The sequence below is a fragment of the Paraburkholderia sp. Ac-20336 genome (assembly GCF_017105025.1).
Lineage (GTDB): Bacteria > Pseudomonadota > Gammaproteobacteria > Burkholderiales > Burkholderiaceae > Paraburkholderia.
On the sequence record NZ_JAAGPS010000081.1, the window covers coordinates 1 to 14,338 of the forward strand.

At 64.7% G+C, this 14,338-nt stretch carries 14 protein-coding genes and 1 pseudogene; 8 read left to right on the forward strand and 7 right to left on the reverse strand.

Going from position 1 to position 14,338, the window contains the following annotated elements; translation table 11 throughout:
- Positions 1 to 266, forward strand: a 266-nt coding sequence (locus tag GXB81_RS20945; RefSeq protein WP_346777808.1) for a putative PEP-binding protein, incomplete at its 5' end; no start/stop codon positions are given.
- Between the two features lie 104 nt (positions 267 to 370).
- Complete coding sequence (gene nagE / locus GXB81_RS20950) at positions 371 to 2,188, forward strand: N-acetylglucosamine-specific PTS transporter subunit IIBC (RefSeq protein WP_167048386.1); 1,818 nt, start codon at positions 371 to 373, stop codon at positions 2,186 to 2,188.
- Between the two features lie 116 nt (positions 2,189 to 2,304).
- Here nagE and cydB read toward each other — a convergent pair whose 3' ends face one another.
- From cydB to rpoH, 4 genes are all read right to left on the reverse strand, one after another.
- Positions 2,305 to 3,441 (reverse strand): cytochrome d ubiquinol oxidase subunit II, encoded by a 1,137-nt coding sequence (cydB, locus tag GXB81_RS20955; RefSeq protein ID WP_205990226.1) that lies wholly within the window; start codon positions 3,439 to 3,441, stop codon positions 2,305 to 2,307.
- Positions 3,442 to 3,478: 37 nt separating this feature from the next.
- Positions 3,479 to 5,074 (reverse strand): cytochrome ubiquinol oxidase subunit I, encoded by a 1,596-nt coding sequence (locus GXB81_RS20960; RefSeq protein ID WP_205990227.1) that lies wholly within the window; start codon positions 5,072 to 5,074, stop codon positions 3,479 to 3,481.
- Positions 5,064 to 5,324, reverse strand: a complete 261-nt coding sequence (cydP, locus tag GXB81_RS20965) for a cytochrome oxidase putative small subunit CydP (RefSeq protein ID WP_167048380.1) — start codon at positions 5,322 to 5,324, stop codon at positions 5,064 to 5,066. Before cydP ends, GXB81_RS20960 begins: the two co-directional genes overlap by 11 nt.
- Before the next feature lie 391 nt (positions 5,325 to 5,715).
- Positions 5,716 to 6,651 carry an RNA polymerase sigma factor RpoH gene (rpoH, locus tag GXB81_RS20970; protein ID WP_167048378.1) on the reverse strand — a complete coding sequence of 312 codons (936 nt, stop codon included), beginning with the start codon at positions 6,649 to 6,651 and terminating at the stop codon, positions 5,716 to 5,718.
- 361 nt (positions 6,652 to 7,012) lie between these two features.
- Here rpoH and GXB81_RS20975 point away from each other — a divergent pair, with 361 nt between their 5' ends.
- Together GXB81_RS20975 and GXB81_RS20980 are read left to right on the forward strand one after the other, a co-directional pair.
- On the forward strand, positions 7,013 to 7,576 hold the full coding sequence (locus tag GXB81_RS20975) for an acyloxyacyl hydrolase (RefSeq protein WP_205990228.1): 564 nt from the start codon (positions 7,013 to 7,015) through the stop codon (positions 7,574 to 7,576).
- Positions 7,577 to 7,618: 42 nt separating this feature from the next.
- Complete coding sequence (locus tag GXB81_RS20980; protein ID WP_167048376.1) at positions 7,619 to 8,002, forward strand: nuclear transport factor 2 family protein; 384 nt, start codon at positions 7,619 to 7,621, stop codon at positions 8,000 to 8,002.
- 352 nt (positions 8,003 to 8,354) lie between these two features.
- Here the strand turns inward: GXB81_RS20980 and GXB81_RS20985 are convergent.
- A pseudogene (locus tag GXB81_RS20985) lies at positions 8,355 to 8,828 on the reverse strand (hypothetical protein); the annotation flags it as partial.
- A gap of 13 nt (positions 8,829 to 8,841) precedes the next feature.
- Positions 8,842 to 9,819 carry a DNA-binding protein YbiB gene (ybiB, locus tag GXB81_RS20990; RefSeq protein WP_205990229.1) on the reverse strand — a complete coding sequence of 326 codons (978 nt, stop codon included), beginning with the start codon at positions 9,817 to 9,819 and terminating at the stop codon, positions 8,842 to 8,844.
- Positions 9,820 to 10,056: 237 nt separating this feature from the next.
- Between ybiB and GXB81_RS20995 the strand changes: the two genes are divergently transcribed.
- Entirely contained in the window at positions 10,057 to 10,755 is a 699-nt protein-coding gene (locus GXB81_RS20995) for a fumarylacetoacetate hydrolase family protein (protein ID WP_205990230.1), read from the forward strand.
- 34 nt (positions 10,756 to 10,789) lie between these two features.
- On the forward strand, positions 10,790 to 11,434 hold the full coding sequence (gene maiA / locus GXB81_RS21000) for a maleylacetoacetate isomerase (protein WP_167048370.1): 645 nt from the start codon (positions 10,790 to 10,792) through the stop codon (positions 11,432 to 11,434).
- 185 nt (positions 11,435 to 11,619) lie between these two features.
- Here maiA and ftsY read toward each other — a convergent pair whose 3' ends face one another.
- On the reverse strand, positions 11,620 to 12,786 hold the full coding sequence (ftsY, locus tag GXB81_RS21005) for a signal recognition particle-docking protein FtsY (RefSeq protein ID WP_167048368.1): 1,167 nt from the start codon (positions 12,784 to 12,786) through the stop codon (positions 11,620 to 11,622).
- Positions 12,787 to 13,033: 247 nt separating this feature from the next.
- On the opposite strand from ftsY, the gene rsmD reads away from it, so the two are divergent.
- A complete protein-coding gene (gene rsmD, locus GXB81_RS21010; protein ID WP_205990231.1) occupies positions 13,034 to 13,684 on the forward strand; it encodes a 16S rRNA (guanine(966)-N(2))-methyltransferase RsmD in 651 nt (216 codons plus the stop codon).
- 33 nt (positions 13,685 to 13,717) lie between these two features.
- Positions 13,718 to 14,296 (forward strand): recombinase family protein, encoded by a 579-nt coding sequence (locus tag GXB81_RS21015; RefSeq protein ID WP_167048364.1) that lies wholly within the window; start codon positions 13,718 to 13,720, stop codon positions 14,294 to 14,296.
- Positions 14,297 to 14,338 lie beyond the last annotated feature (42 nt).

Here is a 14,338-nt window from a genome sequence, read left to right on the forward strand (position 1 = left end):
TCGCGGCGACCGTCGCGGGCGCGGACAAGCGCGGCAAATGGGTCGGCGTGTGCGGCGCGCTGGCGGGCGACCCGCTCGCGATGCCGCTGCTCGTCGGTCTCGGCGTGACCGAGCTGTCGGTCGATCCGGTATCGGTGCCGGGCATCAAGGCGCGCGTGCGCACGCTCGATTATCCGTTGTGCCGTCAGCGCGCCCAGGATGCGCTCGCGCTCGAATCGGCGCAGGCCGTCAGAGCCGCGAGCCGCGCCACCTGGCCGCTCGACTGAAGCCGCGTGGTCCGCGCTTCGCGGCGCGGGCCGGCGCAATCCTCACCTATCGCCACACAACCTAACCACAACGTCCAGTTACGAGACAAGGACAGGAGATACCCATGGATGGAAATCCGTTTCTGAAGATTCAGCGCCTCGGACGCGCGCTGATGCTGCCGATCGCGGTGCTGCCGGTCGCCGGCCTGCTGCTGCGCCTCGGCCAGCCCGACGTGTTCAACATCAAGATGATCGCCGACGCGGGCGACGCGATTTTCAGCAACCTGCCGCTGCTGTTCGCGATCGGCGTGGCGGTCGGTTTCGCGAAAGACAACAACGGCGTCGCGGGCCTCGCGGGCGCGATCGGCTATCTGGTGCAGATCGCGGTGATGAAGGACATCAACGACAAGCTCAACATGGGTGTGCTGTCGGGGATCGTCGCGGGTCTCGTGGCCGGTTTCCTGTACAACCGCTACAAGGACATCAAGCTGCCCGATTACCTCGCGTTCTTCGGCGGCAAACGCTTCGTGCCGATCGTCACGGGGGTGGTCTGCCTGATACTCGGCATCGTGTTCGGCTACGTGTGGCAGCCGGTGCAGAACGCGATCGACGTGGCCGGCCACTGGCTCACCACGGCGGGCGCGCTCGGCGCCTTCGTGTTCGGCGTGCTGAACCGTCTGCTGCTCGTCACGGGCCTGCATCACATCCTCAATTCGCTGACGTGGTTCGTGTTCGGCACGTTCACGCCGGCGGGCGGCGCGCCGGTCACGGGCGACCTGCACCGCTTCTTCGCCGGCGATCCGACCGCGGGCACCTTCATGACGGGCTTCTTCCCGGTGATGATGTTCGGCCTGCCGGCCGCGTGTCTCGCGATGTATCACGAAGCGCCGAAAGAGCGCCGCGCGATGGTGTTCGGCCTGCTGTTCTCGATGGGCCTCACGTCGTTCCTGACCGGCGTGACCGAGCCGATCGAATTCAGCTTCATGTTCCTCGCGCCGGTGCTCTACGCGATCCACGCGCTGCTGACCGGGATTTCGCTCGCGATCTGCTCGGCGCTCGGCATTCACCTCGGCTTCACGTTCTCGGCGGGCTTTATCGATTACGTGCTGAACTACGGGCTGTCGACGCGGGGCTGGTGGGCGATTCCGATCGGCATCGTGTACTCGGTGCTGTACTACGGGCTGTTCCGCTTCTTCATCCGCAAGTTCAACATGGCAACGCCGGGCCGCGAGCCGGCCGGTGCCGAAGAGCAGGCCGATTCGTTCACGGCCGGCGGCTTCGTCGCGCCGATCGCCGGTGCGGCCGTGCCGCGTGCGCGACGCTATATCGCGGCGCTCGGCGGCGCGGCGAATCTGTCGGTCGTGGATGCGTGCACGACGCGTCTGCGTCTGTCGGTGGTCGATGCGGCGAAGGTGTCCGAGAGCGAGCTGAAGACGATCGGCGCGCGCGGCGTGCTCAAGCGCGGCGCGACCAATGTGCAGGTCATCATCGGACCGGAAGCGGACATCATCGCCGATGAAATCCGCACGGTGATTGCGCAGGGTGGCGGCGATGAGGTCGGGGCTGCGCCGGTTGCCGTGGCTGCTGCTGTTGCGCCGACGGCGGTTGCCGCGCGGAGCGTGCAATCCGCGCCGCAACCTGTGGCTCAGCACGCGCAGGGCGGTCCGCTCGATCCCGATCCGCTGCGCTGGCTCGCCGTGTTCGGCGGCGCCGGCAACATAGTGTCGCTCGATGCGGTCGCGGCGACGCGTCTGCGAGTCGTCGTGCGCGATCCGTCGGCGGTCGATCGTCAGCGCCTCGCTTCGCTCGATACCGCGTGGGTGGCGACCGATACGTTCCATGTCGTGGTCGGCGAGGCCGCGCCGCGTTATGCGCAGAAGCTCGCGACGCGACTGTCGCCAGGCGGCGGCGCGGGCGCCGGCGCAGAGCCGGTACTGGCGTGAGCCATGCCCCGGTTCGCAGCGGTTGGCTGTGAATAAAAAGAGCGGCACCTTGTTTTCAAGGTGCCGCTCTTGCGTTAACCGCTGGATGCTACCGGACTCGCAAAACGTCGTGCCGTTCAATACATCGAATGGCTGTTTTCCTTGATGGCCGCCGCGGTCACCTTGCCACGCATCACGCGATACACCCAGCTCGTGTACAGCAGGATGATCGGCAGGAAAATGATGACGGCGACCAGCATGATTTCGAGCGTCAGGCGGCTCGACGTCGAATCCCATAGCGTCAGGCTGCTGCGGCCGTCGAGCGAGGACGGCATGATGAACGGGAACATCGAGAAGCCTGCCGTCAGGATCACGCCGACGACCATCAGTGCGGTCGACAGAAACGCGCTCGCCTCGAAGCGCGAACGCGCGAGCAACACCGCCAGAATGCCGCCGACGAGACCCGCCACGGGCGCGGCCACCATCCACGGATACAGCGCGTAGTTGGTGAGCCACAGGCCCGGTGCGCCGATCACGGTCTTCAGCAGCGGATTGGCGACCGCGTCGAGCGGCGGCGCGTCGACGATCTGATAGCCGCCGATCATCGTCGCGACGAACGCGCCCGCCACCATGAACAGCACGACCGCGCAGAGCGCCGCGAGCCGCAGCGCCTTCGACGCGCGCTCGTGGATCACGCCATCTGATTTCCACTTCACGAACGCCGCGCCGTGCGCGGTCAGCATCGACACGCTGACAAGGCCCGTCAGCAAGGCGAACGGATTGAGCAGCCCGAAGAAACTGCCGTGATAGGTGACGCGCAGGTCGTTGTCGAACGAGAACGGCACGCCTTGCAGCAGATTGCCGAACGCGACGCCGAATACGAGCGCCGGCACGAGGCCGCCGATGAACAGGCCCCAGTCCCACGCGTTGCGCCAGCGCGGGTCGTCGCGCTTGCCGCGATAGTCGAAGCCGACCGGCCGGAAGAACAGCGCGAACAGCACGAGCAGCATCGCGAAGTAGAAGCCGGAGAACGACGCCGCATAAGCGAGCGGCCATGCCGCGAACATCGCGCCGCCCGCGGTGACGAGCCAGACCTGATTGCCTTCCCACGTTGCGCCGACCGTGTTGACGACGATGCGCCGCTCGGCGTCCGTCTTCGCGATGAACGGCAGCAGGATCGCCGCGCCCATATCGAAGCCGTCGGTGAGCGCGAAGCCGATCAGCAGTACGCCTATCAATGCCCACCAGATCAGTTTGAGCGTTGCGTAATCCATGGTGTCGATTCCTCTCGAACGGAGTGGCGGCGGCGCGTCACGCGGCCGTATTCGGCGACAGCGGCTGGGCGGCCGGCTGCGCGATCTCGTGGTGATAGCGGCCCGTGTGCAGCGACGACGGACCAAGCCGCGCGTACTTGAACATCAGCATGATCTCGATGACGAACAGCACCGTGTAGAACAGCACGAAGCCGCCGATGCTCAGATACAGATCGCGCGGCGTCAGGCTCGACGCGGCGAGGCTGGTCGGCAGGATGCCGGCGATGCTCCACGGCTGGCGGCCCATTTCGGCGACGATCCAGCCGAGTTCGGCGGCGAGCCACGGCAGCGGAATCGCCCACACGGCCCAGCGCAGAAACCAGCGGCGCTTCTCCAGCAGCAGCGTGCGTTGCGCGCAGAACCAGAACGCGAGCACGAAGGTCGCGAGGAACAGCAGACCGAGGCCGACCATCAGGCGAAACGAGAAGAACAGTGGCAGGACCGGCGGGATCGTGCGCTGCGCCGCCGCGGAGATCTGCTCGGGCGTCGCATCGGTTACGTTCGGCGTGAACTGCTTGAGCAGCAGGCCGTAGCCGAGATCGGCCTTGTGCGCTTCGAAGGCGGCGCGCGCTGCGTCGGTCGCGTCGCCGCCCTTGAGCTTTTGCAGCGCTGCGAAGGCCAGCATGCCGCTTTTGATGCGGCCTTCGTTTTCCGCAATCAGGTCGCGCAGGCCGACCACGGGCTCGTCGAGCGAACGCGTCGCGATGATGCCGAGCGCGTACGGCACGCGGATCGCGTAATCGGTGCGCTGTTCGCGCTGGTTCGGAATCCCGAAGATCGTGAACGGTGCCGGCGCGGGCGCGGTTTCCCATTCGGATTCGATGGCGGCGAGCTTGACCTGCTGGACTTCGCCGGTGCGGTAGCCCGATTCGTCGCCGAGCACGATCACGCATAGCGCCGAGGCGAGGCCGAAGCCGGCGGCGATCGCGAACGAGCGCAGCGCGAACTCGGTGTCGCGGCGCTTGAGCAGATACCACGACGACACGCCGAGCACGAACATCGACGCGGTCACGTAACCGGCCGATACCGTGTGCACGAACTTGACCTGCGCGACCGGGTTGAAGATCACCGCGAAGATGCTGTCGAGCTCCATGCGCATCGTCTGGTAGTTGAACTTCGCGCCGACCGGATTGTTCATCCAGCCATTGGCGATCAGAATCCACAGCGCCGAGAGGTTCGAGCCGAGCGCGACGCAGAACGTGACGATCAGGTGCTGCACCTTCGAGAGCCGGCTCCAGCCGAAGAAGAACAGGCCGACGAAGGTCGATTCGAGGAAGAACGCCATCAGCCCTTCGACGGCGAGCGGCACGCCGAAAATATCGCCGACGTAATGCGAGTAGTACGCCCAGTTGGTGCCGAACTGGAATTCGAGCGTGAGACCGGTGGCGACGCCCATCGCGAAGTTGATGCCGAAGAGCTTGCCCCAGAACTGTGTCATGTCCTTGTAGATCGGCTTGCCGGTCATCACGTAGACGGACTCCATGATGACGAGCAGCCACGCGAGGCCGAGCGTGAGCGGCACGAACAGAAAGTGATAGAGCGCCGTGATGGCGAACTGAAGACGCGATAGTTCTACGACTTCGCTAACGGGCATGTTGATCACCTCGGGACGGATGCGGGACAGGCACCGACAGCAGCGCCTGCGCGACTTGCTCGGGCGGCAGCATCATGTGCTGCGCCTGCGGATGATTGAAAAAGGTGAACTTGAGCGCCATCAGCAGGACGAATTTGATGGCGAGGATGATGGCGATGTCGCGTGCCAGTGTCGGGCCGCGCACCCACCGGGTGAACCGGGTGCGCCAGCGTGAGCGGCGTGTGCTGTGGCGATTGAGGGCTAGGGTCATGTTCGGTCGAAGACGACTTCATGCCGGTGAACCCGGCTGGACCAGTCCGCCCGGGCCGTCGGGAGATCTGGCGAATGCATGCCGATTGTAGGAGTCGAACCTCGCGCGCTTGAATTGGGCCGTGCGGCATCGAGTCGCGAAGCTCGCCGCGTCTGAGCAGTATTGCTATCTGACTTGCGATACGTCAAGGAAGCCGTGGCGGCCGGTGAGTGTTCACGATCGTGAATCGGCGGGCATGGACGCGCCGCGAGAGCGAACGCGTGAGGATGAAAAAAGCCCCGCCGTCTTGCGAGGGCGGGGCTTGAACTAGCAAGTGATTCCCGTGCGAGGCGCCGGCTGCTGTATCAGCCTGTATCGGCTGTATTGGCCGCAGCCGGCGGCGTGGCGGGCTTTACGTGTATTCGGCGAGTGCGCCGCGCATCTTCTTCATCGCGCTCGCTTCGATCTGGCGGATACGCTCGGCCGATACGCCGAATTCGTCGGCCAGTTCGTGCAGCGTCGAGCCGCCCGAGCCGTCGTCCTCGACCTTCAGCCAGCGCGCCTCGATGATGCGGCGGCTGCGCGGATCGAGTGCTTCGAGCGCGCTCGCGATGCCGTCGCTTTGCAGCCGGTCGCGCTGACGCGAAGCCAGCACGGCGGTCGGCTCGCTGTGCGAGTCGGCGAGATACGCGATCGGCGCGTACGACTCTTCGCCGTCTTCAACCTGGCCTTCGAGCGCAATGTCGCCGCCCGACAGACGCGTTTCCATTTCCGCGACTTCTTCGCGCTTCACGTTCAGTTCCTTGGCGAGACCTTCGATCTCGTCCGGCGTGAACGCGCCGAGGCCCTGCTTGTGGCTGCGAAGGTTGAAGAACAGCTTGCGCTGCGCCTTGGTGGTGGCGACCTTCACCATGCGCCAGTTGCGCAGGATGTATTCGTGGATCTCGGCCTTGATCCAGTGCATCGCGTACGACACGAGGCGCACGTTCTGCTCTGGGTCGAAGCGCTTGACGGCCTTCATCAGCCCGATGTTGCCTTCCTGGATCAGGTCGGCGTGCGGCAACCCGTAACCGAGGTAGTTGCGCGCGATCGACACGACGAGGCGTAGGTGCGACAGCACGAGGCGACGCGCCGATTCGAGGTTGTCGTGCTCGCGAAACTCGGTGGCGAACTGGCGTTCTTCCGTCGGCGTCAGCATCGGAATGCGGTTGACGGCCTGGATGTAGGCGTCGATGTTGCCCAGTTGGCCGGGCAGCAGCGAGGAATGCGAGAGCGCCAGTGCACCTGCCGGAGCGGCCTTAGCCGACGACGGGCTCAGAGTACTCGGAAGGGTCATTGCATGGCTCACGTGTGAAACTCCTTTGGAATCAGACAATAGCGTGTTCAGTGATGGACTCCAGCGATGGATGTTAGCACTCTGATCTGTCGAGTGCTAATACTTAGAGGCTGTAGGGGCATCTGAGTTCCCGGAAATCCTATTGAGATTCGTCATCTGATAGCTATTAGACAGCCTATTTCGCTGTCGTTCAGAGAACGTAGAAGTTACCGACCCAATAGCCTTGGTTCTCATAATCGACTGATATTTTCCTATTTATCAGTAAATAATTGCGAATTTAGACAATTATTCATACGATCCGCGCTCTTAAGTTTTTATTTAGAATAAGCAGACGGTTACGCATCGTTTCAATGCTCGTGAGTGCGGGTGCAAGGTGAAGAACAAAAACACTGTTTTGCGTGGGTTTACTCTAAAAGGCACGCTGGCCGCGCTGCTGATGTCGGCGGCGGGTACGGCGCTCGCCGACCAGTTCGGGGTGCAGGTGGCGGCCGGGGTGGGCGACCATCACATCAAGAAGCTCGATCTGGGCATGGTGTGGGATCCGGACTGGACGTGGTGGCAGGTCGGCGACTGGCACTTCGCATTGATCGGCGAGGCGCACGTCGCGTGGTGGCACACCAACGAAGGCAACGTTCATGGCGACATCGGGGAGGTTGGCGTGACGCCCGTGATCCGCTTCATCAAGATGTCGGGCCCGGTGCGGCCGTTCGTCGAGGTGGGCGCCGGCGTGCGGCTGCTGACGAGTCCCCGCATTTCTTCCGACCTCACGCTTTCCAGCGCGTTTCAGTTCGCCGACATGGCGGGCGTCGGGCTGCAATTCGGCACGCATCAGCAATATGTTGCGGGCTACCGCTTCCAGCATATTTCCAACGGCGGTATCAAAGAGCCGAATCCTGGTATAAATTTCAGCCAGCTATATTTGCAATATAACTTCTGACGACCGTGGCCGCCTTTGGCCTACGGTGTGCAAGGGGCTGCAATGGTGGCAAAGATGATCGAAGCGATTCGCGGGCTTGAGCGGGAGCGCTTTCGTGCGATGGTCGACGGCGACGGGCAGTCGCTCGACACGCTGCTCGCGGACAACGTGAGCTATGTCCACACGAACGGCAAACGCGAGACGAAGCGGCAGTTCATCGACGGGATTACGGGGGGGCGCCGCCGTTATCGGCAGATCGAGGTGCAGTCGCAGGACGTGCTGCCGGCCGGGCGCGAAACGTATGTCGTCACGGGCCGCGCGCTGATCGAGATGGAAGCGAACAACGGCGCGCTGCTGTTTCCGATTGCCTATACGGCGATCCATACGCAGGAAGATGGGCAGTGGCGTTTGATCGCCTGGCAGGCGACGCGTTGCGCGATCGAGTGACGCGTTTTTCGGCGACGTCCGTCTTGTTCGCATGATGTGGCGAGCGGCTTGCAGGTTTTGCGGGCGCGCTGGGTTTGCGCCTGATTCGCGCATGGACTCATGCCGCGGACTCGCGTGGGCTTCGGGTCGGATGCACGTCGGGTCCGGCTCGGCTTGCGGTATGCGCCTCGTGAGCGCGTCGGCGGCCACAGCGAAGCACGGGATACGCGCTCTGCTGCTGCGGATTCACTCCGCTTCTTTCACGACACACTCAGCTTGAGACCCGGCTTCAGGCCGCGACGCATTCGCCGGCCTCGTCGCGCTCGGTCGCGTTGTCGTTGCCATTGCCATTGCCATTACCGGTAGCGGCGCCGTTCGCGCCGCTCCTTGCCCCGGCGATCCGCATCGCCACGTCGCCCGCATACGGATGCCGTGTCGGCACCGGAATCCGCGTGCAACGCTCCACCACGCGCCGGATCGTCGCGAGATCGGAAAAATCGAGTTCGCTATCGATGCCTTGCGCGTCGAGATTCATCGCGAGCGGCACGAGATCGACATTGCCCGTGCGCTCGCCATTGCCGAACAGGCAGCCTTCGATGCGATCCGCGCCCGCGAGCAGCGCGAGTTCCGCTGCGGCGATCGCGGTGCCGCGGTCGTTGTGCGGATGCACCGACAGCACGATGCTGTCGCGATAGCCGAGATTGCGGTGCATCCACTCGATCTGGTCGGCGAACACGTTCGGCGTGGCCGCCTCGACGCTCGCCGGCAGGTTGACGATCATCTTGTGGGCGAGCGTGGGCCGCCATGTCTGCGCGACGGCGTCGCAGACCTCGCGCGCGATTGCCACGCTTCGGCGAGTTTCAGCGCGCCGTTTTCGCGATCTCGACGATCAGCTCGACCTGTCGCTCGATCGCGCCAGGCACCGGCGCTTCGCCGCGCAGCACTGCGTCGATCCACTCGGCCGTGGTGACGGCGTCGCGCGCTTCGGGCAATTCGACTTCGGGCGCGTCGGGCGACGAACGCTCGTGCGGCAGACGCGTTTCGCAGATGCCGTCGTGCAGCCAGTCGACCTGCACCTGGCGCCGCGTATCCGCGACCGCCTCGCCCTCGGTGCCGCGCGCGAGCAGGGCGCCGCCGAGCGCAGCGTCGGGATGCGAGTTGAACAGCTGCGTGAGACTGTCGCGATACGGCGGATGCGTGTAGTTGACGAGGCGCAGCCCCGCGGGCGCGAACGGCTGCAGGATTTTCACGAGCGTATGCGTCGAATTGCGCACGCCCATGCGCCGGCGCAGCGCGAGCAGATGCGCGAGTTTCGGCGCGAGCACGTCGATCGAGGCAAATGCGAGGCGGCGCTCGGCGAGACCGTCTTCGATCTCGGCGTGCGATTGCGCGTGCGGAATCCGCAGCTCCGCGAAGATTTCGGCGCTCGTCACGCGGCCCGGATCTTCAGTGACGCCATGCACGAGCACCGGCACGCCTTCGCGCGCGAGCAGCAGCGCGAGCAGCGGCACGAGGTTCGGCTGCTTGCGCGCGCCGTTGTAGGATGGGATCGACACGGGCCGATATGCGCCGTGCGGCAATTGCACCGGCTCGAACGACGCATGCGCGGCGGCCAGCATCGCGGCGAGTTCGTCGGCGCTCTCGCCTTTCACGCGATACGCGAGCAGCACCGCGCCGAGTTCGAGTTCGGCCACGCGGCCGTCGAGCATCGCGGCGTAGAGTTCGCGGGTGTCGTCGGCGCTCAGCGCGCGGGCGCCGTTCGGGCCACGGCCGATTTCCTTGATGAAGCGGGCGCAGGGGAAGGGGGCGGCGGTAGCGGTGTCGGTCGGGGCGGTCATCGGGTAAGGGGGCGGGCGGCGTGGCGCGTCGCACTGGAGCGGGTCGCCAGCTGATTCAAAGGATGCTATTCGGTATGAGTATCGCATCTATGGGGCTCGCGCGAGAAAGAACGGGGCGCCGAGCCCGTGCCTCGGCGCTCGCGCCTGGACGCATTGGCCCGTGCCGCGCGTTACACTCGATGCTTCTCGCCGCGTCGGCGGCGCGGATCGTAAGCCAATCGGAAAACGGAGAACGGGATGAGTTACGTATTTGCACCGGCACCGCAGGTCGCGGTGCCGGTCGTCGGGTCGGGCGAGCAGTTCGCGGTGCGGCGCATCTACTGCGTGGGGCGCAATTACGAGGCGCACGCGCGCGAGATGGGGCATGACCCGGACCGCGAGCCGCCGTTCTTCTTCTCGAAGCCGGCCGATGCCGTCGTCTATGTCGCACCAGGCGTGACCGGCGAATTTCCGTATCCGTCGCAAACGAAGAACGTCCACTTCGAAATGGAAATGGTCGCGGCGATCGGCAGGAGCGGCAAGGACATCCCCGTCGAAAGCGCGCTCGATCACGTGTACGGCTACGCGCTCGGCCTCGACATGACGCGCCGCGATCTGCAAGGCGAGGCGAAGAAGCTGGGCCGTCCGTGGGATACCGCGAAGGGCTTCGATCATTCGGCGCCGCTCGGCCCGATCCATCCGGCTTCGAAGGTCGGCCATATCGGCAAGGGCGCGATCTGGCTGTCGGTGAACGGCGAGGACAAGCAGCGCTCGGACGTGTCGCAGCTGATCTGGTCGGTCGGCGAGACGGTGGCGTATCTGTCGACGCTGTTCGAGTTGCAGCCGGGCGACCTGATTTTCACCGGTACGCCCGAGGGCGTCGGCGCGGTGGTGCAGGGCGATCTGATGAAGGGCGGCGTGGACGGGCTCGGCGAGTTCAGCGTGCGCGTCGTCTGACGATTCGCGGGCAGGTTTGGAGGAGACAGACAACATGAAGCTCTATAGCTATTTCCGTAGCTCGGCGGCGTATCGCGTGCGCATTGCGCTGAACGTGAAGAACCTGCCGTACGACTACGTGCCCGTGCACCTCGTGCGCGACGGCGGCGAGCAACTGAAGCCCGAATACCGCAAAGTCAATCCGGACGGTATCGTGCCGACGCTCGTCGACGGCAACGACGTGTTGCCGCAGTCGCTCGCGATCATCGAGTATCTGGAGGAGACGCATCCCGAGCCGCCGCTGCTGCCGAAGACGCCCGTCGATCGCGCGTATGTGCGCTCGGTGGCGCTACAGGTCGCGTGCGAGATTCATCCGCTGAACAATCTGCGCGTGCTGCGCTATCTGAAGCACACGCTGTGCGTCGACGACGATGCGAAAGACGCGTGGTACCGGCACTGGATCGACGCGGGCTTCGCGACGCTGGAGACGCATCTGGCGGGCGACGCGCGTACCGGCACGCTGTGTTTCGGCGACACGCCGACGCTCGCCGATGCCTGTCTGATTCCGCAGGTGTTCAACGCGCACCGCTTCAAGGTCGACACGGCGAAGTTTCCGACGATCCAGCGCATCTACGATCACGCGATGCAGCTCGATGCGTTTGCGCGCGCGGCACCGGGTGCGCAACCCGATGCCGAGTGACGCGGCGGCTTTTCGGCTCTATGTCGCGTAGCGACGCATCGGCATATCGGCGGCGGGTTGAAATGAAAAGAGGGCGCTCCGTGGAGTGCCCTCTTGCTGGTTTCGGGCTCAAGCGCCCGCGCGCTACGGGTTGAGCGCGGATCAGGTGTGGATCAAGCGCGGCTCAAACGTAACTCAAGCGCAACTCAAACACCCAGCAACGCGTCCGAAAACTCCTCGGCGCTGAACGGTTGCAAATCCTCGACCTTTTCGCCGACGCCGATGAAATACACCGGCACCGGCCGCTGCCGTGCGATGGCCGCGAGAATGCCGCCCTTCGCGGTGCCGTCGAGCTTGGTGACGATCAGGCCGGTGAGGCCGAGCGCGTCGTCGAACGCCTTGACCTGGGTGAGTGCGTTCTGGCCCGTGTTCGCGTCGATCACGAGCAGCACCTCGTGCGGCGCGCCGTCTTGCGCCTTGCCGATCACGCGCTTCACCTTGCGCAGCTCCTCCATCAGATGCAGTTGCGTGGGCAGGCGGCCGGCCGTGTCGGCCATCATCACGTCGATCTTGCGCGCGCGCGCGGCGCCGACCGCGTCGAAGATCACCGCGGCCGGGTCGCCGCTTTCCTGCGCGACCACGGTCACGTTGTTGCGCTGGCCCCAGATCGCCAGCTGTTCGCGCGCGGCGGCGCGGAACGTGTCGCCGGCGGCGAGCAGGACCGACTGGTCGAAGCTCTGCAGATGCTTGGCGAGCTTGCCGATGCTCGTGGTTTTGCCCGCGCCGTTGACGCCGGCGATCATCATGACGAGCGGCTGCGCACGGCCGAGCATCAGCGATTTTTCGAGCGGCTTGAGCAGCGCGACGAGCAGCGTGCGCAGCGCCGTCTTGACCTGCTGCGGGTCGGTGAGGCGCTCGCTGCGCACTTTTTCGCGCAGCGATTCGAGCAGGAATTCGGTGGCCTCGACGCCGGCGTCCGACATCAGCAGCGCGGTTTCGAGTTCTTCGTACAGGTCCTCGTCGATCTTCGTGCCAACGAAGATGCCGGTCAGGCTCGAACTCGTTTTCGACAGCCCGCTTTTCAGGCGCGTGAGCCAGGAGCGCTTCGCGCCCGCGTCCTGCACGGGCGGCGGGACGACTTCGACGGTTTCCTCGACGGCTTCGAATTCGGTTTCGAATTCGGCGTCAAAGCCGGCCTCGGCCGCTTCCTGCGGTTGCGGCTCGAAGACGGTCGCGGCCGCGGGCGGCAGCGCCGCTTCCTCGGGCAGCGGGGCGATGGCTTCGGACTGCGCGCCGTCTTGCGCCGCCTGCGCTTCGTCTGCGGCGGTATCGGACTCTTTCGAACCCTTGAATCGTTTGAAAAAACTGAACATGATCTGGCGTATTGGAGAGCGCGCCGATGCGCGCAGCCGGCACGGGACCGGCGAAGGAGGGCAGCGCCGCGATGCGAAAGGCAAGGCGCTGGCAGCCGCACATTTTATCAGGCGAGCCGCGGCGCGTCGTATCGGCCGATCGGCCAGGCTGGACGCGGGACGCCCCTGTGGTAACGTGGGCGCTCCGGTCCGCGCGCCTGCGCGTCGCGGGCGTCGTCACCAGGTCATAGAAACTGCAAGAAACCGCATGCCCCGTTTAGCACCTTCACGCGCCGCCGGCGCTTCGTCCAAAGGCGGCAAGCCGCACGCCATTCGTATCATCGGCGGCGACTGGAAGCGCACGCCATTGCCCGTGCTCGATCTGGACGGCTTGCGCCCCACGCCCGACCGCGTGCGCGAAACGCTGTTCAACTGGCTCGGCCAGCGTCTGGATGGCCAGCATTGCCTCGATCTGTTCGCCGGCAGCGGTGCGCTCGGCTTCGAGGCCGCGTCGCGCGGCGCGGCGCGCGTGCTGATGGTGGAGCGCAATGCGCGCGCCGCCGGCCAGTTGCGCGCGAACCAGCAGCGCCTCGCGGCGCGCGCGATCGAAATCGCCGAGGCGGACGGCCTACGTCTTGCCGCGAGTCTCGCGCCCGGCTCGTTCGACGTGGTGTTCCTCGATCCGCCGTTCGGCGCCGATCTGCTCGGCCCGGCGCTGGCCGTGGCGGCGCCGCTCGTCGGCGCGAACGGTTTTCTCTATGTCGAAGCGGGCGAGGCGCTCGAAACGGCTGCCCACGAGCCGCTCGCGGGCTGGGAAGTCACGCGGCAAGGCAAGGCGGGCGCTGTCCACTTTCATTTGCTGCAGCGCGAAAATAAGGGGTTTAGCGCAAAAAGCAGAAATACACTCACATTTGCATAATCCGTAGCGGGCCAACCCGTTACGTGAGCAAAAATGAGAATAGGTTACGCAAGAGTGTCAACGCAGGACCAAGAAACACACGCGCAGCTTGATGCACTTCACAGAGCCGGTGTCGACGTAATCCACGAAGAAAAAAGGTCCGGCGCAACGCTGCGCCGACCGGTTCTCGAAAAAATCCTCCGCAACATCCGCCAAGGCGACACACTAGTTGTCTACAAACTGGACCGCATCGCCAGATCACTAAAAAATCTACTGACGGTCATCGAACATCTTCACGACCGCGGATGCGACTTCGAAAGCCTCACGGAAAAAATCGATACAAACAGTCCAGCCGGCCGCCTTATGCTGCAGATGCTAGGCGCGTTCGCAGAGTTCGAACGCGAATTAATCAGAGAAAGGAGCATGGCGGGCATACAGGCTGCGCGCGATCGCGGGATTCAGCTCGGACGGCCACGCAAACTGACAAAGCCGGAAGAGGAGGAAGCGATAAGGCTTTGGCGCACGAATCGCTATAACCACACAGCTATCGCAAAGCTCTACAAGGTCCATAGAAGCACTGTAACGCGCGCAATAGATCGCTGGATACTAGACCAGCAACCGAAGCTTCTGTAGGCCGCGTTCAGCATGGGGAAGGGGCAGATGAGGCCAGCCCCT

Bases quoted from the DNA above. Each gene is read 5' to 3' on its own strand.
- maiA (WP_167048370.1), top strand. From the start codon at position 10,790: ATGAAGCTCTATAGCTATTTCCGTAGCTCGGCGGCGTATCGCGTGCGC.
- cydB (WP_205990226.1), bottom strand. From the start codon at position 3,441: ATGGATTACGCAACGCTCAAACTGATCTGGTGGGCATTGATAGGCGTA.
- GXB81_RS21015 (WP_167048364.1), top strand. From the start codon at position 13,718: ATGAGAATAGGTTACGCAAGAGTGTCAACGCAGGACCAAGAAACACAC.
- GXB81_RS20980 (WP_167048376.1), top strand. From the start codon at position 7,619: ATGGTGGCAAAGATGATCGAAGCGATTCGCGGGCTTGAGCGGGAGCGC.
- ftsY (WP_167048368.1), bottom strand. From the start codon at position 12,786: ATGTTCAGTTTTTTCAAACGATTCAAGGGTTCGAAAGAGTCCGATACC.
- cydP (WP_167048380.1), bottom strand. From the start codon at position 5,324: ATGACCCTAGCCCTCAATCGCCACAGCACACGCCGCTCACGCTGGCGC.
- rsmD (WP_205990231.1), top strand. From the start codon at position 13,034: ATGCCCCGTTTAGCACCTTCACGCGCCGCCGGCGCTTCGTCCAAAGGC.
- GXB81_RS20960 (WP_205990227.1), bottom strand. From the start codon at position 5,074: ATGCCCGTTAGCGAAGTCGTAGAACTATCGCGTCTTCAGTTCGCCATC.
- GXB81_RS20995 (WP_205990230.1), top strand. From the start codon at position 10,057: ATGAGTTACGTATTTGCACCGGCACCGCAGGTCGCGGTGCCGGTCGTC.
- ybiB (WP_205990229.1), bottom strand. From the start codon at position 9,819: ATGACCGCCCCGACCGACACCGCTACCGCCGCCCCCTTCCCCTGCGCC.
- nagE (WP_167048386.1), top strand. From the start codon at position 371: ATGGATGGAAATCCGTTTCTGAAGATTCAGCGCCTCGGACGCGCGCTG.